We start from the raw sequence: 23,660 nt of genomic DNA, 5'->3' as shown, positions 1-23,660 counted from the left end.
CATACCCGTGTTGCGACTGACCCGATCTCCCCGGCTGCTACCGGTCACGCGCCGACAGTATTCCCTCGGCTTCGCCGCCCGCCGCCCAGAGTCGCGCGTAACGTCCGCCCTGGGCCAGCAGTTCCTGCGGCGTGCCGAATTCCACCACGCGGCCCTGTTCGACCACGCCGACGAGGTCGGCCCGCGCTGCGGTGGCGAGCCGGTGCGCGACCACGACGGTGGTCCGGCCGCGTGCCAGCGATCGACTCGCTACCAGCACCGATGCCTCGGTCTGCGGATCCAGTGTCGAGGTGGCCTCGTCGAGCAGGAGCAGATCGGGATCGACCAGTTCGGCCCGGGCGAGCGCGATCAGCTGACGCTGTCCGGCGGATAATCCGCGCCCTCTTTCACCGACCGGTTGGTTCATTTTTTGCGGTAATCCGTCGATCATCTCCGCCGCGCCGACGGTGGCGGCCGCGGTGCCGATGTCCACTGCCGTGGCGAAAGGTTGCCCGAACGCAATGTTGCTCGCGACGTCACCGGTGAACAGGTGAGCTTCCTGAGGCACAATTCCCAGCCGGCCGCGATAGTCGGTGAGCACAAATTTACGTAAATCGACGCCGTCGACGCGGATCGAGCCCGCCGCCGGGTCGTCCGGGAGGTCGTAGAGACGAGCCAGCAGCTTCACGATCGTCGATTTGCCCGCGCCGGTCGCGCCGACGAGCGCGAGCGTCGAGCCCGCGGGGACGGTGAAGGAGACCCCGTCCAGGGCGGGGGCGTTGGCGCCGGGGTAGCGGAAGCGCACGTCGTCGAAGACGATCTCGCCGTCGAGCCGGTCGATCGTCACCGCGTCCGGTGGATCGGCCGCGATGGCGGACTCGGTGCGCAGCAGGTCACCGATCCGGCGCAGGCCGACCCTGGCCTGCTGATAGCCGTCGAAGACCTGCGAGAGCTCCTGGATCGGGCCGAACAGCAGGCCCAGATACAGCACGAAGGCGACCAGCGTGCCGGTCGTGGTCCGGCCGTCGGCGACCGCGTTCGCGCCGAGGTACACCACCACCGCCAGGGCGAGGTCGGCCCAGGCCAGCCCGAAGGAGAAATAGGCGGCGATGGCGCGCTGGGCACGGACGCGGGCGTCACGGTAGCGGTGCGAGTACTCGGCGAAGCGGCGCGCGGCGCTCGGCTCGTTGCGCGCGGCCTGCACGGCGCGCAAGCCCGCGATGTTCTCCTGGAAGTCGGCGTTGACCACCGACACCCGCTCGCGGGAGACGGTGTAGGCCGAGGAGGACACCCGGCGGAACGCCAGCGTCGCCAGCAGCATCGGCGGCACGGTGGCCAGCACGATCAGCGCCAGGCCCGCGTCGATGAAGACCAGGCCGATGGCCACGCCGACCAGGGTGATCAGCCCGACCAGACCGGTGGCGACGCCGGTCTGCAGGAACGTCGAGAGCGCGTCGACGTCGGTGGTCATCCTGGTCATGATCCGGCCGGACAGTTCGCGCTCGTAGAAATCCAGGCCGAGCCGCTGCAAGTGCGCGTAACTGCGCACCCGCAGCCCGAACAGCACGCGTTCGCCGGTGCGCGCGGTGAGCACGGTGACGGCCGCGCCGACGACCAGCCCGGCCAGCACCAGCCCGATCCCGACGATGCCGGCGAGCGCGAGCGCGGTGCCGTCGCCCGCGGTGACGCCGGTGTCGATGGCGTAGCGGACCAGCGGCGGGAAGGCGACGCCGATCAACGCGTCGACGGTCAGCAGCAGCATCACCGCGCAGACCAGGCCGCGCACCGGGCGCAGCAGCGCGCGCAGGCCGAACTCGGGCTGCGGGGCCCGCAGGTCGCCGGGCAGGCCGGGAGATTCGGTGGCCGGGGGCAGCGCGTCGACGGCGGCGCGCAGTTCGGGTGTCTCGCTGAGGTCGGTCGCCGCCGCGGCCATCGAGCGGGGGCGACCACCGTCGGGGTGTTTCGTGGTGAGCGTGGGCGCGGTGGGCACCGCGGAGCCGGCGGGCGCGGGCAGCCGGATGATCCGGTCGGCCTGGGCCAGTGTGGACTCGCGGTGGGCCAGGATCAGTGTCGTCCGGCCGCCGGGGTCGGGCAGCCTGCGGAAGATCTCCGCCTCGGTGACGGCGTCGACCGCGGAGGTGGCGTCGTCGAGGACGAGCACGCGCGGGCGGGTGAGCAGGGCCCTGGCCAGGGCGATGCGCTGGCGCTGCCCGCCGGACAGCGTCAGGCCGCGCTCGCCGATGACGGTGTCGTAGCCGTCGGGGAGTTCGGCGATGAACTCGTCGGCGACGGCGGCGGTCGCGGCGGCCCTGATCTCGGCATCGGTGGCCCCGGGACGGCCGAGGGCGATATTGGCGGCGATGGTGTCGGAGAACAGGAAGGGATCGTCGAAGACCACCCCGAGCGCGCCGCGCAGTTCGTCGGCGCGCAACTCGGCCAGGTCGACCCGGGTGCCGTCGGTGCCGACCAGACTGATCCGGCCCGCGTCGGGCGCGTAGAAGCGGGGTAGCAGCAGCGACAGCGTCGACTTGCCCGACCCGGCCGGACCGATGACGGCGACCGTCTCGCCCGGCCGCACGGTGAGATCGAGGTCGCGCAGCACCGGCTGACCGGCCTCGAATCCGAAACTCACCGCGTCGAATTCGATGCCGAGCGGGCCCGTGGGCAGGGCGACCGGCTTGTCCGGATCGACCAGCACCGGCGCCGCGTCGATGACCTGGAATACCCGGTCGACGGCGGCCTTGGTGAGCTGACCCATGATCACCACCGAGGTGATCGTGCGGGCCGAGGACGTCATGGTGGCCAGGTAGGCGGTGAACGCGAGGAAGGTGCCGACGCCGATCGCGCCCTGCCGGGCCAGCACGCCGCCGACGATGATCACCGCGACCAGCCCGGCCTGCGGCAGCGCCGCGACCACGGGGGCGAACCCGGCGTTGATCCTGGCGGCGCGCAGCCGCTCGGCGAACAGGCGGCGGCTGTGGTCCTCGAGCACGTCGACCATCCGGGCCTCCTGCCCGAACCCCTTCACCACGCGCACCCCGGTGACGGTCTGCTCGACGTGTTCGGCCAGGTCGGCGGCGCGCTGCTGCGCCGACCAGGTCGCCGCGTACAGCCGTGGCCGCAGCCGCAGCACGATCACCGCCATCGCGGGCGCGACCAGCAGCGCGGCCAGGGCCAGCGGTGGGCTCAGCCACACCATCACCACCGCCGAGAGGACGAACTGCAGGACCGCCAACCCCGACCACGGGACCATCGCCAGCAATCCCTGCACCAGCTGCAGATCGGTGATCGAGCGCGACACCACCTGGCCGGTGCGGATCGCGTCCTGCCCCGCGCCGTCGAGGCGTTGCAGCGCGGCCAGCAGCGATACCCGAAGACTGTGCTGTACCTCCAGCGACAGCTTGCCCGCCCAGAGCCTGCGCGCGAAGGTGACGACGAACCGGCCGACCGCCAGCAGGGCGAGCAGCGCCGCGGCACCGCCGATGACCGTCGTGTCGCCCGCGACCGCCGCGTCGACGGCGCGTTTGGTGGCCAGCGGCGCCGCGATCGAGACGACCGCGCCGGCCAGCACGGAGGCGGTGATGCCCGCGATCAGCCGGGGATGGCCCAGGCTCAAGCGCCAGAGTCTGCGGATCCAGCCCGGTTCGGTGGCTGCCACCGGGCCTACAGGTCGCGGGTGCGCAGGTCCCACCAGCCCGCGGCGCCGATTCCGGCGGTCCACAACAGCAGGACCACCAGGGCGGCCGGGGTCGGCGCAAAGACCTCGGCCTCCGCGAACGAACCCGCGCTGACTCCGGCCACCGTGGCCGAGACCGGCAGCAGGGTGGCGAAGCCACCGGCGCCGAAGCCCTTGACCACGACCCAGATCAGCGGCTCCAGGATGAAGGCCCAGCCCAGCAGCAGCCAGACCGTGCCGCTGACCGTGCGCAGCAGCAGGCCGAGGCCCGCGCCGATCACCGCCCAGCACATGGCGACCAGCAGACCGGCGCCGAGCACCTCGAACAGCTGCCAGCCGAAGTCGAACTTGCCGCGCCCCGCCACCAGCAGCGCCAGCAGACTCGCCACTTCGGCGGCCAGCCCCACCGCGAAGGCGAACGCGGCGGTGGTGACGAATTTCGCGGTCGCCAGCTGGTCGCGATCGGGGGCGAACAGGGCGGTCAGCGCCATGGTCTTGCGCCGGTACTCGCCACCGGTGGCGGCGATGCCGAGCAGGGCGGCCACCACGAACACCGCGGCCAGCCCGAGATAGAGCCCGATGGTCGCGGCGCCGGTGGCGGGTTGCCCCTTCGGGTCGGCGGGACCCGACAGCAGCGCGGTGATCAGCGTGCCGATCAGCGCCAGGGCCACGGGCGCGCCGAGCAGCAGGCGGGTCGGGCGCACGGCGACGACCTTGCGCGCCTCGGACTCGAGGCCGGGCAGGAGATCGGCGGGCAGCACTGAGGTCATCGTGGCATCCCATACGAGGTCGGCGCCGGGGCGAAACCGGCGGGATTCGCCTGCGGCGCGGGCACGGTGTGCCGGTGCCCGCGGGGTTTGGTGAGCGAGGCGAGGACCCGGTCGGGATGGATCGGATCGGCGACGATGCTGCCGATGCGCACCTGCGCGGCCTCGGCGACGGCGCGGATGGTGGCCTCGCTCGCCTCGGCGACGGCCAGCCTGCCGTCGGGCCGCATCACCGCGTCGGTGTAGCCCCGCGCGGCCAGCGCGGTGGCCAGCGCGATCGAGGGCGAAGCGGCCACGACCAGCCGGTCGGGATGGCCGCGGCGCAGCTTGGCCGGCGTGCCCTGCCAGACGACCGCGCCCTCGCTCAACACGACGAGATGATCGGCCGTGGCCACCACATCGGCCAGCTTGTCGGCGCTGATCAGCACGGTGCCGCCGCGAGTGGTGTGCCCGCGCAGCAGCTCGTGCAGCCAGCCACGCTCCACGCCGTCGGCGCCGGTGAACGGGTCGTCCAGGACCAGCAGCGGGGGATCGGCCAGCAGCGCGGTGCCCAGCGCCAACCGGGTCTGCTGGCCCGGCTGCAGCTGAGCGATCACCGTCTCGGCGACCGTGGCGAGCCCGGTCTCGGCCAGCACCGCGTCCACGCGCCGGCGGGACGCCCCCGCGACCGGCGCGTAACAGCGCAGATGATCGCGGACCGTGCGCGCCGGATGCAGTCCGCGCGGACTCAGTACCGCGCCCACCGCGCCCGGTCCGGTGCCGGGCACGTCGATCTCGACGGTGCCCGTGGTCGGTTTCTGTAGGCCGAGCACCATCCGCAGCACCGTCGACTTGCCCGCGCCGGTGGGGCCGACGAGCGCGGTGACCGCACCGGCGGGCACCGCGAAGCCGACCTCGTGCACGGCGTGGACCAGCTCGAACTGCTTGCCGACGCCGCGCAGTCGCACAGCGTCGCCGCGGCGCCCGGTCACTGCTTCTTCGCGGTCGCGGCGTCGATGGCCGGCAGCGGATCGGCGTCGATGACCGGGTGCAGCGGCGAGGGCCAGAACGCGGGCGCGGGCCCGAAAGCCTTGCGCGCGTTGTCGATCGTCACCTTGCCCAGCGCCCGGTTGCCCGCGCCACCGATGGCGGCGCCGATGCCGGCGGGCAGGATCTTGCCCGCCATCAGCGCGGCGCGCTTGGTGATGAAGCGCTTGATGAACTGCTGCACCAGCTTGTTGTTGATCGCGGAGATGCCGGGCACCTTGTTGGCCAGCGCGCCCGCCCAGTTCTTGGACGAGGTGCCGAGTCCCTTCTGCACGATCGCCATGCCCGCGTCGCCCAGGACGACGGCGAGCACCATCGCGCGCCGGGCTTCCTTGTCCTCGGGCTCGATGCCGTGCACATAGGCCTCGGCGAGAGTGAACAGGGCCGAGGCCTCCATGAAGAACGCGGTCTCCGCGCTGATCGCGCCGAGCGCGGCCAGCGTGCCGATGCCGGGCACGGCCGCGGTCGCGCCGACCGCGGCACCACTGCCGGTGACGGCGAGCAGGTACTGCTTCTCCAGCCGCTCCACGATCTGGGCGGGGCTCTCGGCGGGATGGCGTTCACGTAGGAATTCGACGTAGCGACGCACGGCGGGCGCCTGCAGCTTGGAACCGGTGTCGAGCACATCGACCACGGCCTTCTCGATCGCTTTGTTGAACACGGCGTCGTCCTCCTCTTCCGCCCCGACGAAACGAACTGTAGGGCACCGCGGTCCCCGACAGCTCATCATGCCAACGAGCGCCGACACCCCGCTGGTTCCACGATGTGGGCGCGATCTCCACCCTGGTCCTCGCGCCGGAGCTGGTTCTAGTCTGACCGGATGAGCGCAACGCAGCCGACCCGTTTGATCCGCGACTTCACCGAAGCCGGTGCCGAGATCGCGACGATCACCATCGCCCACCCGCCGTTGAACCTGTTCGACCGCCGCCTCATCGACTCGCTGATCGCCGATATCGCCGCGGTGGGCAAGCAGCCGCCGCGCGCGGTGCTGATCCGGGCCGAGGGCAAGGTCGTCTCGGGTGGCGTGGACGTCAACATCTTCGACGGGCTCACCGTCGAGGAGGGCGCCCGGCTGTGGAACGACCTGTTCGCCCAGATCATCCACCCGATCGAGGCGCTGCCGTGCCCGGTGGTCTTCGCCGCGCACGGTCTCACCCTCACCGCGGCCTTCGAGATCGCGCTGGCCTGCGACTTCATCCTGGCCGCGCCGAAGGCCAAGTTCGGGTTGGTCGAGACGGTCGTCGGGCTGACGCCGTCGATGGGCGGCCCGCAGCGGCTGGCCGAACGGGCCGGCTCGGGTCGCGCCCGCGAGTTCGTGATGACCGGTGACCTCTACGACGCCGCCACGATGGCCGACTGGGGCGTGGTCAACGGGGTGCACGACGACGTCGAGGCCGCCGCGCTGCAACTGGTCGCCCGGCTCGCCGCCGGCCCCACCCGCGCGCACGCGGCGACCAAGCAGATCATCGAGGCGTGGCGGTCCGGCGGTGTGGCACACGCGGATTCGGTGACGCCGGACATTTCGGGCGAGCTGTTCGCGACCGCCGACCTGCGCGGCGCGGTGCGCAGTTTCCTCGAGATCGGCCCGGGGAAGGCGACCTATCGCGGCGAATGAGCGCGCCGAGTGCCTGACAGCTGTGTGATCCACGTCATATAGTCACAGGTGCGGTGCCGCATCGACGTACGTGGAGGTCCTGATGGGTCAGAGCGAGCACGAACCGGGCGCGACCATCATCGAGTTCCCCGCCCACGCTGCGGCCGGGCGGCTGACCAGGGGATCGGACGGCATCCTGCGCTACGGCGACCTCAGCCCGGCCCTCACCGAACTGCTCGACCTGCGGGTACACGCGTTCACCGGCCGGGAGGCGGTCGTCGAGGTGGGTGGGCCGCGCCTGACCTACCGCGAGCTGTGGCACAGCGCCTCCCGGATCGCCGGTGGGCTGCAGGACCGCGGCATCGGCTACGGCGACCGCGTCGCGGTGCACATGCCGACGAGCGCCCGCTGGGTGCAGGCGTTCCTCGGCGCGCTGCTCTCCGGCGCGGTCCCGGTGCTCGTCCCCGATACGCTGCCCGCCGCGGTGGCCGACCGGGTGATCGCCGACAGCAGCGCCGATTTCGTGCTCGGCCCCGATGGCCCGCTGCCCGACAGCGCCGCCTACATCGATGACGGTGCGGCACTGGAGGATCCGGCGCTGCTCTGTTACACCGGCACCGCCGCCCGGCGGCCGGTGCCGACCGGCGTCGAGCTGACCAACGAGAACCTGCTCTCCGCGGTGTCGTCGGTGATCGGCGCGCTCGATCTGCCCGCCGAGGGCCTGCGCAACCTGGTGCTGCTGCCGTTGGCCCACGCCAGCGGCTGCGTCGACCAGTTGCTGCCGACCTTCGCCGTCGGCGGCACCGTGGTGCTCGCGCCGGGGGCGCGCGATCTGGCCGATGTACTCGACACCGAGAAGATCGACACCGTCTCGGGCACCCCGCGCGTCTTCGCCGGCCTGCTCCCCGAACTCGCCGCCCGCCGGGCGGGCGCGGGCGTGCGGCGGATCAGCAAGGCCTGTCACCGCTCCGAACGCGCCGCCGCGGCCGCTCCGGCCACGCTGACGGCGGCCTTGCACGACCTTTTCCCGGCGGCCAGGCAGTGGTCGGTCTGGGGCGCGACGGAGACCAGCGGCATCGGCCTGATGGTCGACGACACCGATCTCACCACCTCCGAATCCGCCCTCGGATTCGCTTTCGGCGGTACGGAATTGGCACTGTGCGGACCGCAGGCGAGTGCGGGCCGCGGCGAATTGCTGTGCCGCGGCCCGAATGTCAGCAGGCGCTATTGGAACGACCCCGACGCCTCGGTCGCCCGGTTCAGCGGAAGCTGGTTCCACACCGGCAATCTGGTGAGCATCGACGACAACGGGCTGGTCCGCGCGGTGCTGCCGGTGCGGCAGCGCCGGGTCAGCGGGCTGTAGTCAGCGCAGCCGGGCGCGCAGCGCCGCGCGCAGCGTGCCGGTCAGCCCGATGGCGGCCAGGTAGCCCTCGGTGTCGCCGTAGGTCTCGCGCACGGTGCGGTCGGCGGTGCGCAGGTATTCCTCGTGCACGCCGAGCAGGTCGACCGACAGGGCCGTGCCGTCGCCGATCTTCGGCTCGAGCAGCCGGCGCAGCGGTTCGACGGCGGCGTTGCTGGCCAGGTAGTCGGTGTAGACCTCGTCCTCGGTGACCTCCACCGCGCGCAGCAGCGTGGCGACCGCCCAGCCGGTGCGGTCCTTGCCCGCCGCGCAGTGCACCAGCGCGGCGCCGTCGCCCCCGGCGAGCGAGGTGGCCAGGCGGGTGATCGCGGCGTGCGCCTCCGGCATCACCGGAAACTGCCGGTAGACCTCGATCATGTGCGTGCGCGCCGAGACGGTCGTGGCCTCGTGCGGCGGCGCCTCGCCCATCCGCGAGTCGAACGGGGTGACGTGCAGCCGCACGCCCGCGGGCAGGGTGTCGTGGCCGATGTGGTCGATCTCGGCCAGGCCGCGCAGATCGTGCACGTCGGTGACCCGCAGGCCGCGCAGGGTGTCGTGCCCTTTCTCGTCGAGGCCGCTCAGCTGGGCCGAGCGCAGCAGCACGCCGGGCCGGATCGTCGAACCGTCAGCGGTGCGCAGCCCGCCCACATCGCGGAAATTGAAGGTGCCACTGAGGGCGAACTGATCGGCGGGAGGCGAGAGAGTCACTCGTCCAGGTTATCGGCGGTTCCGCCGCGCCCGCGACGGAGTTCGCGGATCCGACACGCACTGTGTGGTGTCCGTTTCGCTGGGTGCCACTGTGCCGTCGCCCACAGGCGCCGGGCCCTCACCTGCGAAGACTTGTACACTCGACCAGTGCGCAGATGATGGCGTAGGGGCGCCGTCTGTGGTGAATGTGAACTATTCAAGCCGTATGGTCGGTTTTACAAAAGGTCGCATTCGGATAACAAAACAATCTTTCAGTCTGAAAAGGACGGCTGAACCAGTTCGTGAATCCAGAAAACCTTCTAAGATCGAGCTCGCTGGATAGGTTGATCCGTACGGGTCCATCCTCTCCACTAGCTCGCATCGCCGCGGGCAGCGAAATTTGTTGCCGAGGAGTTGTCGTTGAGCGCCAGTCGTGAACTAACCGAGACATCGCTCCGGCCCGCCGTATGTCAGGCCGTGGAGCAAGCCGCCGCGAATTGCGACGCCACCGGCGTGCGGGGGCTGCGCGTGCTGTTGCACGCGGGCATGAGCGCCTACTGGCCGCTGGTGAAGGCCGAGCCGGACCGCCAGATCGCCGCGTACGACGCCGCGCTGCAAACGCTGCGGCAACGGTGGTCGGCCTCCGGCGAGTCGGTCGGCGATCCCACCGCGACCGCGCTGTTCCGGCAGATGGACGAAGAGGCCATCTCCTTCCTCGGTCTGTGCGCCCGGCTGTCGGGGACGCAGTGGCTCGAGCCGCTCGACTCGATCGCCACCTACATCGTCTCGGTGCTCTACGGCGCGGTGCTGCGCTGGCTTGCTGACGGCAACGACGAGACCACCCTGGTGGTCATCGACGACCTGGTCGGCTGCCTGACGCTCAAGGCCGTCGAAGTCTGACCCACCGGATACTGGACGACTGACCAAATAGGTGGTTCAGTAGTCGAGTGACCCAGACGACATCGCTGCACCATCTGCACGCGGCGACCGCCGAGCTCGATCCGCCGCTGGCCGCGGTCGACCTCGCCGCGCTCGACGCCAACGCCGCCGACCTGGTCCGCCGCGCGAACGGCGTCGCGGTCCGGGTCGCCAGCAAATCGGTGCGCTGCCGTGCCGTGCTGGAACGCGTGCTCGGCGACGGACTCACCGCCCGGGGCGGCTTCGCCGGCATCATGGCCTATTCGCTGCGCGAGGCCATCTGGCTGGTCCGCCTCGGCGCCCGCGACGTGCTGCTCGGCTACCCGGTCACCGACCGGGCCGCGCTGGCCGACCTCGCCGCGTCGCCCGACCTGCTGGCCGCGATCACCCTGATGATCGACGACGTCGCCCAGCTCGAACTCACCCGCGCCGCGCTCGGCACCGACCTGGTCCATCCCCGGGTCTGCCTCGACGTCGACGCCGCGCTGCGCATCGGTCCGCTGCACCTGGGCACCCGGCGCTCGCCGGTGCGCAGCCCCGATCAGGCCGCCGAGCTGGCCGCCGAGGCCCGCAGGCGCGGGTTCGACGTGGTCGGCGTGATGACCTACGAGGCCCAGATCGCCGGCCTGCCCGACACCAACCCCGCCGTGCGGGTGGTCAAGCGGCTCTCGGCCGCCGAGATCGGCCGCAGGCGGTCCCGGGTGCTCGACGCGGTGCGCATGGTCACCGGTCCGCTGGAGATCGTGAACAGCGGGGGCACCGGTTCGATCGAGGTCTCGATCACCGACCCGGAGGTCACCGAGGTGACCGCGGGTTCCGGACTGTACGTGCCGACCCTGTTCGACCACTACCGCTCGTTCACCCCGCGCCCCGCGCTGTTCTTCGCGACCCCGGTGCTGCGCAAGCCCACCCCGAGCATCGCCACCGTCTTCGCGGGCGGCTACATCGCCTCCGGCCCGGCGGGCCCGAGCCGGGTGCCGCTGCCGGTGTGGCCCGCGGGCCTGAAGCTGCTCGGCGCCGAAGGCGCGGGGGAGGTGCAGACCCCGCTGGCCGGTGGCGCCGAGCTCGAGATCGGCGATCGGGTGTGGTTCCGGCACGCGAAGGCCGGCGAACTGTGCGAGCGTTTCGACCGCATCCACCTCGTCGACGACGCCGGAACGCGCACCACGGTGCCGACCTATCGCGGCGAAGGTCAGTGCTTCGGCTGATCGCCCAGGAGCTCGCGGACCTCGTCGTCGGTGAGCTGGTGGAAGTCGCGGTAGGCCATGCCGACGCCGCCGAGATCGGCCGGCGTCCACAGGCAGACCAGTTCGTCGCACTCGCGGCGCACCCGCCGCGCGGCCTCGGGCGAGGACACCGGCATCGCGACCACGATCCGGTCCGGATGCCGGGCCCTGGCCACCCGGCACGCGGCCACCACGGTCGCGCCGGTCGCCATGCCGTCGTCGACGATCAGCACCACCCGTCCGGCGAGCGGCACGGGGTCGCCGGTGCGCAGCACGCGCTGCCTGCGCGCCAGTTCGGCCCGCTCGGCCCGCTCGACCTCGTCGAACGCCTCCTGCGTCACCCCGCTGCGCTCCACGACATCGCGGTTGACCACCAGCACGCCGCCCTCGCCGAGCGCGCCCATCGCCAATTCCGGCTGCCAGGGCAGGCCCAGCTTGCGGACCAGCAGGATGTCGAGGTCACCGCCGACGACCGCGCAGACTCCGGCCGCCACCGGAACGCCACCGCGCGGCAGCCCGAGCACCAGTGGGCGCGGGACCCGCAGGTGTTCCAGGGCCTTGCCGAGGACGCGGCCCGCCGCTGCCCGATCCGGGTAGACCACGTCTCGAACGCTACTCCGTGGCGAGCTCCGGCGATACGCGCTCGGTGATCGCGAACCGGCGCAGCGACAGGCTCGGATTGGCGGTGCGGACCCGGGCCAGATGCGCCGGATCGATCGAGGCGGTGAGCACGCCGGGTTCGTCACCCAGCTCGGCCAGGACAACGCCCGCCGGGTCGACGATCATCGACGCGCCCGCCCCGCGCGGCAGGCACTGATCGGCGGCGGCCACGTAGATGGTGTTCTCGATCGCGCGGGCGCGCAGCAGCGTGGTCCACTGGTCGACTTTCGCCGGGCCGGGAATCCACTGCGCGGGCAGCAGCAGCACCTGCGCGCCCGCCGCCGCGACACGCCGACAACCCTCCGGGAAACGCAGATCGAAACAGGTCTGCATGCCGAATATCACACCGTCGACGGTGAAGGTGGCGGGCGCGACGAGCGGACCGGCCTCGACGACGTCGGATTCCAGATGTCCGAACGCGTCGTAGAGATGCACTTTCCGGTACACCGCGACGCGCGCGCCGTCGGGTCCGTGGGCGACGAGCGTATTGCTGATCCTGGTCGCGTCCGGCGCCGTCCGCTCGACGACTCCGGCGATCAGATGCACCCCGAATTCGGCTGCGAGCGCGCTGAGTCCGGTGGTGAACGGGCCGTCGAGCGGCTCGGCGGCCGCCACCACCCGCTCGTCGAGCCGGGTCACCGCAAACATCGAGTACTCGGGGGCGAGGACCACCTTGGCGCCCGCTTCGGCGGCCGTGCGCAGGTGTTCGCGCAGGGCCGCGAGATTGGCGGTGGGGTCGGTCTGGGGAGCGAATTGGACGACCGCGATCGGCACCGCGTCCGGTGCCGGTTCCTGATGCGCTGACCCGTTCTGCAGTTGCATAGGTCTCACCGTATTCACCCGGTGGCCGGGACAGCTACCGTCAGGCAGTAAACTGCTGGTCAATGAGTACCAATGAGGTCGACAGCGTTCCTGCCGACGACGACAGGCACGAAGAAGGCCCGACATTCGCCGATCTCGGGATCGATGACCGCGTCCTCGCGGCCATCGCCGATGTGGGCTACGAGTCGCCGTCCCCGATCCAGGCGGCGACCATTCCTCCGTTGCTGCAGGGCGCGGACGTCGTCGGCCTCGCCCAGACCGGCACCGGCAAGACCGCTGCCTTCGCGATCCCGATCCTGATGGGTCTGGACACCGCCCAGAAGAAGCCCAGCGCGCTGGTGCTGGCGCCGACCCGTGAGCTGGCCATTCAGGTCGCCGAGGCGTTCGGCAAGTACTCCGCGCACATCCCCGGCCTGCACGTGCTGCCCATCTACGGCGGGCAGAGCTACGGCGTGCAGCTGTCGGGTCTGCGGCGCGGCGCGCACGTCGTCGTCGGTACGCCCGGCCGCGTGATCGATCACCTGGAGAAGGGCACGCTCGACCTGTCGCAGCTGCGCTACCTGGTGCTCGACGAGGCCGACGAGATGCTCAAGATGGGCTTCCAGGAAGACGTGGAGCGCATCCTGCGCGATACGCCCAACGACAAGCAGGTCGCGCTGTTCTCGGCGACCATGCCGGGCGCGATCCGCAAGATCTCCAAGCAGTACCTGAACGAGCCGGTCGAGATCACGGTCAAGTCCAAGACCCAGACCAACACCAACATCACCCAGCGCTACGTGCAGGTGTCGCACCAGCGCAAGCTCGACGCCCTCACCCGCGTCCTCGAGGTCGAGGACTTCGAGGCGATGATCATCTTCGTCCGCACCAAGCAGGCCACCGAGGAGCTGGCCGAGAAGCTGCGCTCGCGTGGTTTCTCCGCCGCGGCGATCAACGGTGACATCGCGCAGAACCAGCGTGAGCGCACCATCGGCCAGCTGAAGTCGGGCGCGCTCGACATCCTGGTCGCCACCGACGTGGCCGCCCGTGGTCTCGACGTGGACCGCATCTCGCACGTCGTGAACTACGACATCCCGCACGACACCGAGTCCTACGTGCACCGCATCGGCCGCACCGGTCGCGCGGGCCGTTCGGGGCAGGCGCTGCTGTTCGTCGCCCCGCGCGAGCGGCATCTGCTCAAGTCGATCGAGCGCGCCACCCGGCATCCGCTGATCGAGATGCAGCTGCCCAGCGTCGACGACGTCAACGCGACCCGCGTCTCCAAGTTCGGCGACATGATCACCGAGAACCTGGCCTCGGACAATGTGGCGCTGTTCCGCAAGCTGATCGAGGACTACGAGGCCGAGCACAACACGCCGCTGGTCGATATCGCGGCGGCGCTGGCCGTCGGCGGCTTCGACGGCGACAACTTCTTCATGGAGGCCGAGCCGGAGCCCGCGCCGCGTCGTGAGCGCGATCGCGACCGGGATCGGGATCGGGAGCGCGCCCCGCGTCGCTTCGACGACGAGGACCGGGCCCCCCGTGGCCCGTCGTTCTCCCGCGAGAGCGGCCAGGAGCTGGCGACCTACCGGATCAGCGTCGGCAAGCGCCACCGCGTGGTGCCGGGCGCGATCGTCGGCGCCATCGCCAACGAGGGTGGGCTGCGCCGCAGCGACTTCGGGCACATCAGCATCCGGCCCGATTACAGCCTCGTCGAGCTGCCTGCCAACCTGCCGCACGAGACGCTGGAAGCCTTGCGCCGCACCAGGATCAGCGGCGTGCTGATCCAGCTGCAGCCCGATCAGGGTCCGCCCGCGCAGCGGCTGGCCTCGCGGGGCCCGCGCCGCGATCGCGACGCGCGTCCCCGGACCGAACGGCGCAAGCCGCGGTTCTGACGCCGGGGCCGCTCGCCGGACTCGGCGAGGTCACACCCGTCGCAACTGTTCGACATCTCCGCGGGTAGCGCCCTGGTCGCCCGCGGCGCTGGTTAAGGTGTTTGCCGTCGGGTGTGCGTGAACACAGGAGGGCCGCGTTTGTTCGTGTCCGGTGATCGGGTGATCGGTGCCGTCGGCGATCTCGTGCGCGCGGCGGGCTGTGAGTTCGCGCTGCTTCGCGCCCTCGACGCGGCCATCGGCAACCTCCCCGGCGTGCCGGACGCCGCCGTCCCCGTCGTGCGCGCCGCCGAGGTGGCGCCGGAGTTGCTGCGGCACTTCGGCGACGGCCTGATCCGCGTTCCGTCGCCCGAGGTTCCCGGCGCGAGCCCGGCCGCCCGGATCGCCGCCCTCACCGCGGCCGCCGACCTCACCGCGGCCGCCCTGCGCGACGGCGCGCCCGCCATTCTCGGCGCGGTCTTCTTCGACGGCCGATTCGCCTGCGGCGTCGACCTGTTGATCCGCGACCCCGACACCGGGCGCTACACGCCACACATCGCCGTCGGGTCCGCGTCGGTCGGGCTGCCCGCCACGCTGCGCTTCCGCCCCGCGTCGGATTACGCCGTATCCGTGTCGGACGGCGTCGGTCCCGGGGCGGACGGCGTCGGTCTTGTGTCGGCCGGCGTCGGTCCCGGGTCGGACCACGTCGGACCCGCGTCGGATTACGTCGGACCCGCGTCGGATTACGTCGTGCCCGCATCGGACAACGTCGGGCCCGATCGGCCGGACGCCGATGCGGAGTGGGCGGCGTCAACGACCGACCTCGACGCGACGGAGCCCGCGCCCGTGGTCGTCGGTACGGCGCCGGTTACCCCGGCGTCGGCGGACTTCCGGGCGTTGCGGCGCGAATTGGTCGCGGGCCGTACGCCCTTCGAACGGGCCACCGCCTCGGCGACGGTGGCCGAGGTCGACGAGGCGTGGGAGGCGTTGCGGGCGCGGCTCGCGTTCGCGGCCTGCGCCGCCGTGCTCGCCGAGGCGGGGATCGGGGTCGACCCGTCGGCGTATCTGTGGGCCGCGGCCGGTGCGCAGCGCACCCGTACCGACGAGCTCGCGCGCGTGTATCCCGCCCGCCGGGCGCGGGTGGAGCGCATCGTCGAGGAGAAGCTGACCGAACTGCTACCGGTCCAGTGGGGCGATCCCCGCTATCTCGCGTGCGGACGCTGCGCGACCTGCCGGGTCGCCGCGTCCACCGCCCGGGACCTGTTGCTGGTGGCGGGAATCCGCCCGACCCAGCGCGCCCGGCTCCGCGAGGCGGGCGTCCTCACGATCGACCGCCTCGCCACCACGACCACCCCGATCGCCGGCCTCGCCCCACGCACCGTGACCGCCCTGCGCCGCCAGGCCGAGATCCAGCTCGAGCGCGAGCGCACCGGCGAACCCACCTTCGCCCTGCGCGACGCCGCCGCCCTGGGCGCCCTGCCCGCCCCCGGCCACGGCGATCTCGCGCTGATCGTCGACGTGGACCAGCACGGCGCCGTCACCGCCGTGGAACTGTCCGACGCGATGTCGGTCGTCTACCGCAGCGCGGTGCCCGCCGCCGACCTGTCCGCGGCCGTGGGCGGCCGGAGTGCGGCCGAGGCATCATTTTTCGCGCACGGCGCCTCCACACGCCGCGATGTGGCGGCAGATGATCGCGCGTCGGCCGCCGCCGTGCTCGACGAACTGCTCGACATCATCGGCGAGCACCGGGCGATCGACCCGGAGGTGCGCGTGTACCACTACGGTTCGGCCGTCCGGACCGCGCTGCTGGACTGGGCGGGCCGCGTCGGGACCGGGGCCGACCTGCTCGACGAGTTGCTGGCCGACGGCGCGCTGTTCGATCTCGCGCCCATCGTGCGCACCGCGCTGCTGATCGGCGAGCGGTCCTACGACATCGCGGGGCTGGCCGGGCTGTTCCCGGCCGTGGAGAGCCGGGCGACAACGGTTCTCGCGCTGCGGGACTGGCTGCTGGCCCGGGCCGCCGAGGCCGGGGTGACGGTGCCGGGTACCCGGTTCGCGGTCGCCGAGGCCGACGTACCGCCGTCGCTACGGCCGGGGTCGCTCGAGGCCGCGCTCACCGAGTTCGCCGCGGCCGCCGACGGCGACGCCGCCCGCGCGGCGGCGCTGACCGCCGCGATCCTCGGCTACCACCGTCGCGAACGGCAGCCGCGCTGGTGGGCCCACATCGACCGGCTCGGCCACCCCGTCGGCGAATGGGCCGACGCGCCCGGCGTGCTCGTCGCGGAGTGGGGCACCGTCGACACCAAATGGCATCGCACACCGCAACTTCCGACGATGCGCCGCTACCTGACGCTCACCGGCAGACTCGGCACCGGCGCGACGCTCACGCCCGGCACCCAGATGGTCACCATCTACGACGGCGCCGCCGCGGCCGGGATGACCCAGACCCTCGGCCGCCGCGCCACCGCCACGGCGACCGTGCTCGGCTGCGCCGTAGACCCCAACTTCGACGACACCGTCCGCCTCGAGGAATTGCTGCCCGCGGGCTGCCCGCCCTACGACGACCTGCCCGCCGCCATCGCCCCCGGCCCGCCCGACGGCGAAGCCGAAATCGAAGCGGCACTGGAGTTCATCGCGCAGGACCTGCTGGTGACCCTGCCCGAGGTGCCCGAGAACGCCGTCTACGACCTGCTGCTGCGCCGCGCGCCCCGCCTGCGCGACGGGCTGGACCTGCCCCAGGTCCACGGCGACATCGCCGCGGCCCTGGCGAACGCGGTCGGCGCGCTGGACGCCTCCTACCTGGCCGTGCACGGCCCGCCCGGCACCGGCAAGACCGGCACCACGGGCCGCGCGATCGAACGGCTCGTCACCCGGCACAAGTGGCGGATCGGCGTCGTCGCGCAGTCGCACGCGGTGATCGAGCGGATCTTCGACGCCGTCGTGGAGGCCGGGTTGCTGCCCGAGCTGGTGGCCAAGAAGGACGTCGCCTCGGTCGGTCCGGAATGGTCGGCGATCGACGCCGAGCGGTATCCGCGCTTCCTCGACAACGCCGTCAACGGCTGCGTGATCGGGGGCACCACCGCCGATTTCGTCGACGAGACGTTGATCGCGCCCGGCGCGCTGGACCTGCTGGTGATCGCCGACGCGGGCGCCAGCTCGCTGGCCGACACCGTCGCCGTCGCGGTGAGCGCGCGCAATCTGCTGCTGATCGGTGACCCGGTGCCCGCGCGGGCCCAGGCCGCCCATCCCGAACCGGTGCAGGTCTCGGCGCTGGATTGGCTGTGCGAGGGCGCGGCCACCCTGCCCGCCGAGCGCGGCTACTTCCTCGACCGCACCTGGCGGATGCACCCCGCGGTCTGTGAGCCGGTGTCGGCGAGCTGCTACGACGGCAGGCTGCGGGCCAGCGAGACCATCACCCTGGCCCGCGATCTGGCCGGGATCGCGCCGGGCGTGAGCACCGTGCTCGTCGAACATCGCGGCAGTGCCACCGAATCCGACGCCGAGGCCCGCGAGGTGGTGCGCCGTGTGCGCGCCCTGCTCGGCGAGACCTGGACCTCGGGTGGGCGGGCCCGCAAGCTGCACCCGCACGACGTGTTCGTCGTCGCGCCCTACGCCGCGCAGGTGGCCCGCATCCGAACCCTGTTGGCGCGCGCCAAGATCGAGGATGTGCTGGTCGGCACACCGGACCGGTTCCGTGGCCGGGAAGCCGCCGTCGTCCTGCTCTCGATGACCACCTCGACACCCGCCGACGCCCCGTTCGGCATGCGAGCGCTGCTGTCGCGCACCGTGATCCACGCGACGCTGTGCCGTGCCATGTGGAAGGCGATCGTCATCCGCTCGCCACTGCTCACCGAGTACCTCCCGGACACCCCGGAGGAGCTGACGGCCCTCGCCGAATTCCTCCGGCTGGACTGATCTGCCGCGCGGCGGTGGCGGATCGGCCGGACCCGCGCGGGCCGTCGCTCTAGGCGCTGCGCAGAAGCCGGCGCAGCCAGTCGGCGGCGAGTTCCGGTGTGGCGGGGGCGATGTCGACGCGATGGGCGGTGTGCACCAGGTAGCGGCCGTCGCCGGTGACATCGATCCAGGACAGCACGCCCGCCGGGGTGACTTCGTCGCCGGCGGCCACCAGGATCTGCCCGATGCCCGCACGGGGCCGTTGCAGCAGGCGCCGGACGCGGGCCGCGTCGGACGGTCCGGCCACGGGCGCGGTGACCAGGTCGCGACTGTCCTCGACGACGCGGGCGGTGAGCGCCGACAGCGGCGGGCCGGTGCCGGTCTTGCCGACGGGCATCCGCGCGAACACCTGGGCGGCGAAACGCCGTGTGCTGCCGACCTGGACGTGTATCGAGCCGCCCCGGTCCTCGGTGCGGCCCGGTTCCTGCACGGCCAGCACGGCCACGTCGTTGGTGACGGCGCCGAGCATCCGGACCGGCGCGCTCACCCGTCCGCACACCTCGACCCGGATCTCCGGCTCGGCCAGCACCCGCAGTGCCGCCGACAGGTCGGCGTCGAGGGTCGAGGCGCACCAGGCGTCCAGCGCGGGCTGGGCGGCGGCGCGTTCGGCGGTGTCCCTGGCCGAGGCGCGCACGGCGAGCGGATACGGGATCCGGTCGCCGTCGGTGCGCGCCCAGGCCAGCGCGAACTGGTCCGGCGTGAGGTGCCAGTTCACCCCCGCTCGGTCCACTCACCGAGCACGGCGGGACTGGTCGGCTCCATCTTGCCGATCAGGGCATTCACTTCGTCGGCGGGTTCCAGGTAGGTCGGCTCCTCGTCGAGGAAGCGCAGGAACTCGTCGTCGTCTTCCTCGTCGTCGTCCGGCGTGACCGGCGGGCGCGGGCCCGCGGGCGGCCGGGTCGTGTCGGAGGCCACCATGGCCCCGCCCAGCAGGCCGCCGATGGCGCCGGCGGTCATGCCCGCCGTCGCGTCGCCACTCGCCGCGACGGCGTCCTGGCGGCCCTCGGTGGACGCCGAGGCAGTATCGGTGCTCGAGGCGGTGCTGGTGGCCTCGTCGTCCGGTGTGGGGCCGTCCGGTGTTGCGGCGGTGGAGGTCTCGTCGTCCGACCGGCCCGCGGCGGACCGGCGGCGGGCGCGCGGGTCGACCGAGGACAGGTACCCGGCGGGCGTCACCGGAACGGCAGAGGTCGGTCCGGCCGCCACGGTGCCGGCGGCGCCGACGGTCGCCGGTGCGGCAGGCACGCCCTGGGCGCCCGCCGCGGTGGTCGTCGTCGCGGACGCGGAAGCGACTGTCTGCGTACCGCTTCCGCCGCCGGTGTGCACGAAGGCCGCGGTCGTGCCGCTCCCGGCGCCGACCGCCCCCGCGGCGATCCCGTCGACGGCGGCGGGCTCGGACGTGGCGGCCACGGCCGACACGCCGGGCGCGGCGGCGGACGGTGCGCGCCCGGCGAGGCCGGTCGAGGCGACGGTGGGATCGCCTGCCCCGGGTTCGGTGGTGAGCTCGGGAAACGACGGCACCCCCGACCCGGTCGGCACGAAAGCGCCGCCGTAGATCGTCTCCATCGCCCGCACCGCGTCGAGCCGGGCGTTCTCGGCCCGCCGCACGATCGCGGCGTTGTCGGTGGCCTGCTGGGAATCGAGCAGCGCGGCCGCCGGATCCGGTTGGGCGGCATCGGGTTCGGCGATCGCGGCGCGCACCGACTCGGCGGCATCGCCTGCCTGGCCGAGCCGGACCCCGACCGCGGTCAGCACGTCGGCGATCCGCCTGCCCGCCTGCTCGAAGTCGCGCACCGCGTCGATCGCCCGCTGGGCGGCACCGCCGCGCCAGCCGTCGGCGATGGCCGCGCCGATCTCGCCGTGCGCGTTCTCGACCTCGTCACCGAGCGCGGTCGAGGTGGTCAGGAACAACTCGCCCGCGGCGGACAGCGCCGCCGGATCGAGCTGTTGGACGGCCTGATGGATCTCGGCGTGCGAGAGGTTGTCGAACACCTCGACGACGGCGGCGTAGTCGGGATCGGTGCCGGGCACGCGGCCGGAGATGCTACGCATGGTCGGGCTCCTGCTTCGCGATCGACGCGGCCAGCGCCTGATCGCTGTCCTGATAGGCCGTCCCCGCGGCCCGGAAGACGGCGGCCAGCGCCCGCGCGGTGCTCGCGTAGGCGCGCAGCTGGGTGAGCGCGTCGGCCGCCTTGGTCTCGAATCCGCTGCGCAGCGCGGCACCCGAGGCCAGCCCGCCGAAGCCGGGGATCACCTCCGCCCCGCCGAGGACCAGCAGCTGGGCGTCGACCGCGTCGGCCAGGCGCTCGTAGCGCTGGGCGCAACGCTCCGGCGCGCCGTCGGCGACGAGCAGGCCGTCGATCCACAGCCCACCGTCGTCCACGGCCCGGCCGAGTGCCGCCGTATCCGGCAGGCCTGTTCGATTCGGTTGCACCGTTCCCCCTTCGTCGTTCATCGCGCCATGGTGAGCACCCACTGCGCGATATCGGACGCCACGCGCTGCTGCACCGGTTCGTGCAACAGGTCGTGTCCCGCGTCGGCGTACTCGCGCAAATCTACCGATCCGTGCCGTGCTGTCCATAGCCGGACCGCATCGATCGGCGCCCGCCGGTCGTCGGCGCCGTGCACCGCCAGCACCGCCAGACGCGGGTCCGGCGCGATCTCGGTGGCCCGGCGCGGGGTGCCGCAGACGACCAACCCGGCCAGGTCGCCGGGGCGTTCGGCGGCGACGGCGAGCGCGGTGACCGCGCCCAGCGAATGGCCCATGAGCACCGGCGCCGCGACGCCCGCCGCGGCGACCTCGGCGAGCAGCCCGGCGGCGAGTTCGGCGACGGTGCCGGGCGCGGCCGGATCGCCCTCGCTCAGGCCCTGGCCCGCGGTGTCCAGCGTCCACAGCTCGATTCCGCCGGGGCGCAGCAGATCGGCGAAGCGGTGATAGTGCCCGCTGTGCTGGCCGGTGCCGGGCAACAGCACCAGCGTCGCGGCGACACGCCGCACCGGCCACCGTCGGTAGTGCAGCCGGCCACGGGCGCTGTCGAAGTAGGGCACCGACCGATTATGACGGCCGGACGAATTGTTGTGCGCTACAGGAGCCGTGCGCGCGGACCGGCGTTGTGCACGATGCGTGGTACCGGCGCGATCGGTTGCGCAGTGTGGACACCCCACTACCGGTTGGTAGCCGTTAGACTTTCGCGCGTCGAGCTGGGTCAACAGAGTCGAGGTCTGCCATGTCGTTCCGCCGTTGCGTCGCCCACGTTGTCGTCGGCGCGGCCGTCGTGACCACCGCCTCGCTCGGCACGGGCACCGCGGGCGCGGCGCCGGTGGCCGAGTGCGGCCGGGCGGGCCAGGACGTCGCGATCCGCTCGAGCGTGCCGCTGCTGGACTGGTCGGAGAACTTCGGCCTCGACGGCGCGGGGAACCTGTGGGTCGCCCGGGTCATGCGCGGTGAGGTGCAGCGTTACGACCGCGAGGGCAGACTGACCGCCACCGTCGCGGTGCCATCGCCCGGCGCTGTCCGCCTCGGCCCCGACGGGTTGCTCTACGTGGTCACCGGGAACTCGCCGCTGTCGGGTGCGGGCGGGATCGTCCGTTTCGACCCCGAGGCCGCGACTCCGGTGCCGACCCCGTTCGCCACCGGCTTCACCCAGCCCAACGGCGCCGCCTTCGACGCCGACGGCAACCTCTATGTCACCGCGGGCAACGGCGTGCACCGGCTGCGCCGCGACGGCAGCGAGGACATGGAGTGGTGGGCCGCGGTGAAGGTCGACGGGCCCAACGGTGTTGTCGTGGCCGGTGATTCGGTCTATGTCACCGCAAACTTCGTCGCCACCGGTGGCGCGCCGGTCGGCCGGGTCCTGCGGCTGTCGCGCTCCAATCCCGCCGACAGCGTCACGGTCGCCGACCTGACGTCCTTCGGCACCCTGCCCGATTTCGTCGACGACCTGGTCGTCCGCGACGGCGCGCTCTACGTCACCACGCTGGCCGGACACCTCGTCCGCGTCGATCCCAGGACGGGCGCCACCTGCACCGTTCTCGCGACCCAGCCGCTGACCGCGGTCGTCGCCGACCCCGCCGATCCCACGGCACTGCTGGCCGGTTCCGAGGAAGGGACCGTGCTCCGCATCCGTCCGCTGGGCTGAACCGAACCGGCGGCACCATACCTGTTGACGCCCAAGGCTCCCCACGTGTCGCCGCGCGGAATCCACCGCCACGACGAGTCGGGGTCGTTGTGGGGAAATCAGCCGCCCACGGTGAGCGCGGACGGCGGGTTCTGCGGCGCGGGCGCCGGCGTGGTCCGCGGTGCTTCGGCGGGTGCGGGAGCCGGGGCGGGAGCGGGGGTCTCCGGGGCGGGCGCCTGCGACCTCGGCGCACCCGAGGACGACTCACCCGAGCCGGGGCTGGTGGCCTGCGGTTCGGGCGCGGGCGGCGCCGCGGGCGCCTCGGTGGCCTGGACCGGCAGATCCGGGACGACGAACGTGCCGACGGTCGGCGTCATCACGCAGCGCGCGCCCGGGTAGTCGATGGTGCCCCACATCGACGCGATCACGGTGCCCGCGCCACTGTGCACGGTCTTGGCCAGCGACGGCAGCTGGAACTCGGTCTGGTCGTCGAGCGGGACGATGCCGCTCTGGCCGGTGTTCACATTCACCCAGGCCACGCTCAGGCCGGACGCCAGCGCGAAGCCGGTGTGCCGCGGGCTGGCGCTGAACCGGATGTCGCCGGGGGCCATGCTGGTCTCGGTGCGTGGGCCGGGGCCCTCGAAGGTGGCGGCGGCGATGATCGTGGTGATCGGGCCGTTGCTGCCGCAGCCGAAGGTCGGCGCCGCGTAGCTGAAGGGGATGAACTGCGCGGAGATGTCGCGCAGCCGGTCGCTGCCGACGATCTCGGTGAAGCTGTCGAGCGCGCGGACGCCCGCCTGCGCGGCGGTGTCCTCGCCCGCGATCTCGGACAGGTGGGTGATGCCCTCGTCGAGCGGGGTGGGGGTCGCGCCGGCGGTCGTGGCCAGCAGTGCCAGCGCGCCGATGCTCGCCGCGGTGACCGCCGCTGCCCTGCCTGCGATGGATCTGCCGTTCACCCGTGACTCCTCGTGGATGTTCGAGGCCGGTTCC

Annotated in this window: 19 protein-coding genes; 7 read left to right on the top strand and 12 right to left on the bottom strand. The window is 72.4% G+C overall.

Annotation, left to right across the window (positions count from 1 at the left end; genetic code table 11):
• Positions 1-37: 37 nt before the first annotated feature.
• Genes Q7X29_RS28735 through Q7X29_RS28720 form a run of 4 tightly spaced genes read right to left on the bottom strand, consistent with a single transcriptional unit; the run spans position 38 to position 6,109 of the window.
• Positions 38-3,637 (bottom strand): ABC transporter ATP-binding protein, encoded by a 3,600-nt coding sequence (locus Q7X29_RS28735; protein ID WP_218719944.1) that lies wholly within the window; start codon positions 3,635-3,637, stop codon positions 38-40.
• 5 nt (positions 3,638-3,642) lie between these two features.
• Positions 3,643-4,425, bottom strand: coding sequence for an ABC transporter permease (locus Q7X29_RS28730; RefSeq protein ID WP_218719945.1), 783 nt, complete (start codon positions 4,423-4,425; stop codon positions 3,643-3,645).
• The gene (locus Q7X29_RS28725; protein WP_218719946.1) at positions 4,422-5,393 is read right to left on the bottom strand and encodes an ATP-binding cassette domain-containing protein; all 972 of its coding nucleotides are present in this window, start codon (positions 5,391-5,393) and stop codon (positions 4,422-4,424) included. The genes Q7X29_RS28730 and Q7X29_RS28725 overlap by 4 nt, the downstream gene beginning before the upstream one ends.
• Positions 5,390-6,109, bottom strand: coding sequence for a hypothetical protein (locus Q7X29_RS28720; protein ID WP_308248576.1), 720 nt, complete (start codon positions 6,107-6,109; stop codon positions 5,390-5,392). Before Q7X29_RS28720 ends, Q7X29_RS28725 begins: the two co-directional genes overlap by 4 nt.
• 159 nt (positions 6,110-6,268) lie before the next feature.
• Here Q7X29_RS28720 and Q7X29_RS28715 point away from each other — a divergent pair, with 159 nt between their 5' ends.
• Both Q7X29_RS28715 and Q7X29_RS28710 read left to right on the top strand, forming a co-directional pair.
• A complete protein-coding gene (locus tag Q7X29_RS28715) occupies positions 6,269-7,063 on the top strand; it encodes an enoyl-CoA hydratase/isomerase family protein (RefSeq protein WP_316575925.1) in 795 nt (264 codons plus the stop codon).
• Between the two features lie 82 nt (positions 7,064-7,145).
• Positions 7,146-8,405, top strand: a complete 1,260-nt coding sequence (locus Q7X29_RS28710; RefSeq protein WP_316575924.1) for a class I adenylate-forming enzyme family protein — start codon at positions 7,146-7,148, stop codon at positions 8,403-8,405.
• Here the strand turns inward: Q7X29_RS28710 and Q7X29_RS28705 are convergent, their stop codons facing one another.
• On the bottom strand, positions 8,406-9,149 hold the full coding sequence (locus Q7X29_RS28705; protein ID WP_316575923.1) for a tyrosine-protein phosphatase: 744 nt from the start codon (positions 9,147-9,149) through the stop codon (positions 8,406-8,408).
• Between the two features lie 399 nt (positions 9,150-9,548).
• Between Q7X29_RS28705 and Q7X29_RS28700 the strand changes: the two genes are divergently transcribed.
• Entirely contained in the window at positions 9,549-10,028 is a 480-nt protein-coding gene (locus Q7X29_RS28700) for a TetR family transcriptional regulator (RefSeq protein ID WP_316575922.1), read from the top strand.
• Positions 10,029-10,075: 47 nt separating this feature from the next.
• Positions 10,076-11,254 carry an alanine racemase gene (locus tag Q7X29_RS28695; RefSeq protein WP_316575921.1) on the top strand — a complete coding sequence of 393 codons (1,179 nt, stop codon included), beginning with the start codon at positions 10,076-10,078 and terminating at the stop codon, positions 11,252-11,254.
• Here the strand turns inward: Q7X29_RS28695 and Q7X29_RS28690 are convergent.
• Positions 11,239-11,874 (bottom strand): phosphoribosyltransferase, encoded by a 636-nt coding sequence (locus Q7X29_RS28690; RefSeq protein WP_316575920.1) that lies wholly within the window; start codon positions 11,872-11,874, stop codon positions 11,239-11,241. The genes Q7X29_RS28695 and Q7X29_RS28690 overlap by 16 nt on opposite strands.
• A gap of 10 nt (positions 11,875-11,884) precedes the next feature.
• Positions 11,885-12,754 carry a carbon-nitrogen hydrolase family protein gene (locus tag Q7X29_RS28685; protein WP_218719952.1) on the bottom strand — a complete coding sequence of 290 codons (870 nt, stop codon included), beginning with the start codon at positions 12,752-12,754 and terminating at the stop codon, positions 11,885-11,887.
• A gap of 62 nt (positions 12,755-12,816) precedes the next feature.
• Here Q7X29_RS28685 and Q7X29_RS28680 point away from each other — a divergent pair, with 62 nt between their 5' ends.
• Both Q7X29_RS28680 and Q7X29_RS28675 read left to right on the top strand, forming a co-directional pair.
• Positions 12,817-14,625, top strand: coding sequence for a DEAD/DEAH box helicase (locus Q7X29_RS28680; RefSeq protein ID WP_218719953.1), 1,809 nt, complete (start codon positions 12,817-12,819; stop codon positions 14,623-14,625).
• A 144-nt stretch (positions 14,626-14,769) separates the two neighbouring features.
• Entirely contained in the window at positions 14,770-18,516 is a 3,747-nt protein-coding gene (locus Q7X29_RS28675) for a DEAD/DEAH box helicase (RefSeq protein WP_316576362.1), read from the top strand.
• Positions 18,517-18,565: 49 nt separating this feature from the next.
• On the opposite strand, the gene Q7X29_RS28670 is transcribed toward Q7X29_RS28675, so the two are convergent.
• Genes Q7X29_RS28670 through Q7X29_RS28655 form a run of 4 tightly spaced genes read right to left on the bottom strand, consistent with a single transcriptional unit; the run spans position 18,566 to position 21,600 of the window.
• A complete protein-coding gene (locus tag Q7X29_RS28670; protein WP_218719954.1) occupies positions 18,566-19,270 on the bottom strand; it encodes an ESX secretion-associated protein EspG in 705 nt (234 codons plus the stop codon).
• The gene (locus Q7X29_RS28665) at positions 19,267-20,604 is read right to left on the bottom strand and encodes a hypothetical protein (RefSeq protein WP_316575919.1); all 1,338 of its coding nucleotides are present in this window, start codon (positions 20,602-20,604) and stop codon (positions 19,267-19,269) included. The genes Q7X29_RS28670 and Q7X29_RS28665 overlap by 4 nt, the downstream gene beginning before the upstream one ends.
• Positions 20,597-21,007, bottom strand: a complete 411-nt coding sequence (locus Q7X29_RS28660) for a hypothetical protein (RefSeq protein ID WP_316575918.1) — start codon at positions 21,005-21,007, stop codon at positions 20,597-20,599. Before Q7X29_RS28660 ends, Q7X29_RS28665 begins: the two co-directional genes overlap by 8 nt.
• Positions 21,004-21,600 carry an alpha/beta hydrolase gene (locus tag Q7X29_RS28655; protein WP_316575917.1) on the bottom strand — a complete coding sequence of 199 codons (597 nt, stop codon included), beginning with the start codon at positions 21,598-21,600 and terminating at the stop codon, positions 21,004-21,006. The genes Q7X29_RS28660 and Q7X29_RS28655 overlap by 4 nt, the downstream gene beginning before the upstream one ends.
• A gap of 179 nt (positions 21,601-21,779) precedes the next feature.
• On the opposite strand from Q7X29_RS28655, the gene Q7X29_RS28650 reads away from it, so the two are divergent.
• Positions 21,780-22,691: a Vgb family protein gene (locus Q7X29_RS28650; RefSeq protein ID WP_218716237.1), complete on the top strand. Its 912-nt coding sequence runs from the start codon at positions 21,780-21,782 to the stop codon at positions 22,689-22,691.
• 98 nt (positions 22,692-22,789) lie between these two features.
• Here Q7X29_RS28650 and Q7X29_RS28645 read toward each other — a convergent pair whose 3' ends face one another.
• Positions 22,790-23,626, bottom strand: coding sequence for a hypothetical protein (locus tag Q7X29_RS28645; RefSeq protein ID WP_218716238.1), 837 nt, complete (start codon positions 23,624-23,626; stop codon positions 22,790-22,792).
• Positions 23,627-23,660: the final 34 nt, after the last annotated feature.

The organism is Nocardia canadensis, from assembly GCF_032656385.1.
GTDB classification, from domain to species: Bacteria; Actinomycetota; Actinomycetes; order Mycobacteriales; family Mycobacteriaceae; genus Nocardia; species Nocardia canadensis.
Note: the sequence above shows the minus strand (reverse complement) of the source record. Positions and strands in the feature narration are given on the sequence as shown.

Excerpts from the sequence above, each read along its gene's own strand:
- Q7X29_RS28730 (WP_218719945.1), bottom strand. The coding sequence starts at position 4,425 with ATGACCTCAGTGCTGCCCGCCGATCTCCTGCCCGGCCTCGAGTCCGAG.
- Q7X29_RS28715 (WP_316575925.1), top strand. The coding sequence starts at position 6,269 with ATGAGCGCAACGCAGCCGACCCGTTTGATCCGCGACTTCACCGAAGCC.
- Q7X29_RS28710 (WP_316575924.1), top strand. The coding sequence starts at position 7,146 with ATGGGTCAGAGCGAGCACGAACCGGGCGCGACCATCATCGAGTTCCCC.
- Q7X29_RS28685 (WP_218719952.1), bottom strand. The coding sequence starts at position 12,754 with ATGCAACTGCAGAACGGGTCAGCGCATCAGGAACCGGCACCGGACGCG.
- Q7X29_RS28680 (WP_218719953.1), top strand. The coding sequence starts at position 12,817 with ATGAGTACCAATGAGGTCGACAGCGTTCCTGCCGACGACGACAGGCAC.
- Q7X29_RS28665 (WP_316575919.1), bottom strand. The coding sequence starts at position 20,604 with ATGCGTAGCATCTCCGGCCGCGTGCCCGGCACCGATCCCGACTACGCC.
- Q7X29_RS28660 (WP_316575918.1), bottom strand. The coding sequence starts at position 21,007 with ATGAACGACGAAGGGGGAACGGTGCAACCGAATCGAACAGGCCTGCCG.
- Q7X29_RS28650 (WP_218716237.1), top strand. The coding sequence starts at position 21,780 with ATGTCGTTCCGCCGTTGCGTCGCCCACGTTGTCGTCGGCGCGGCCGTC.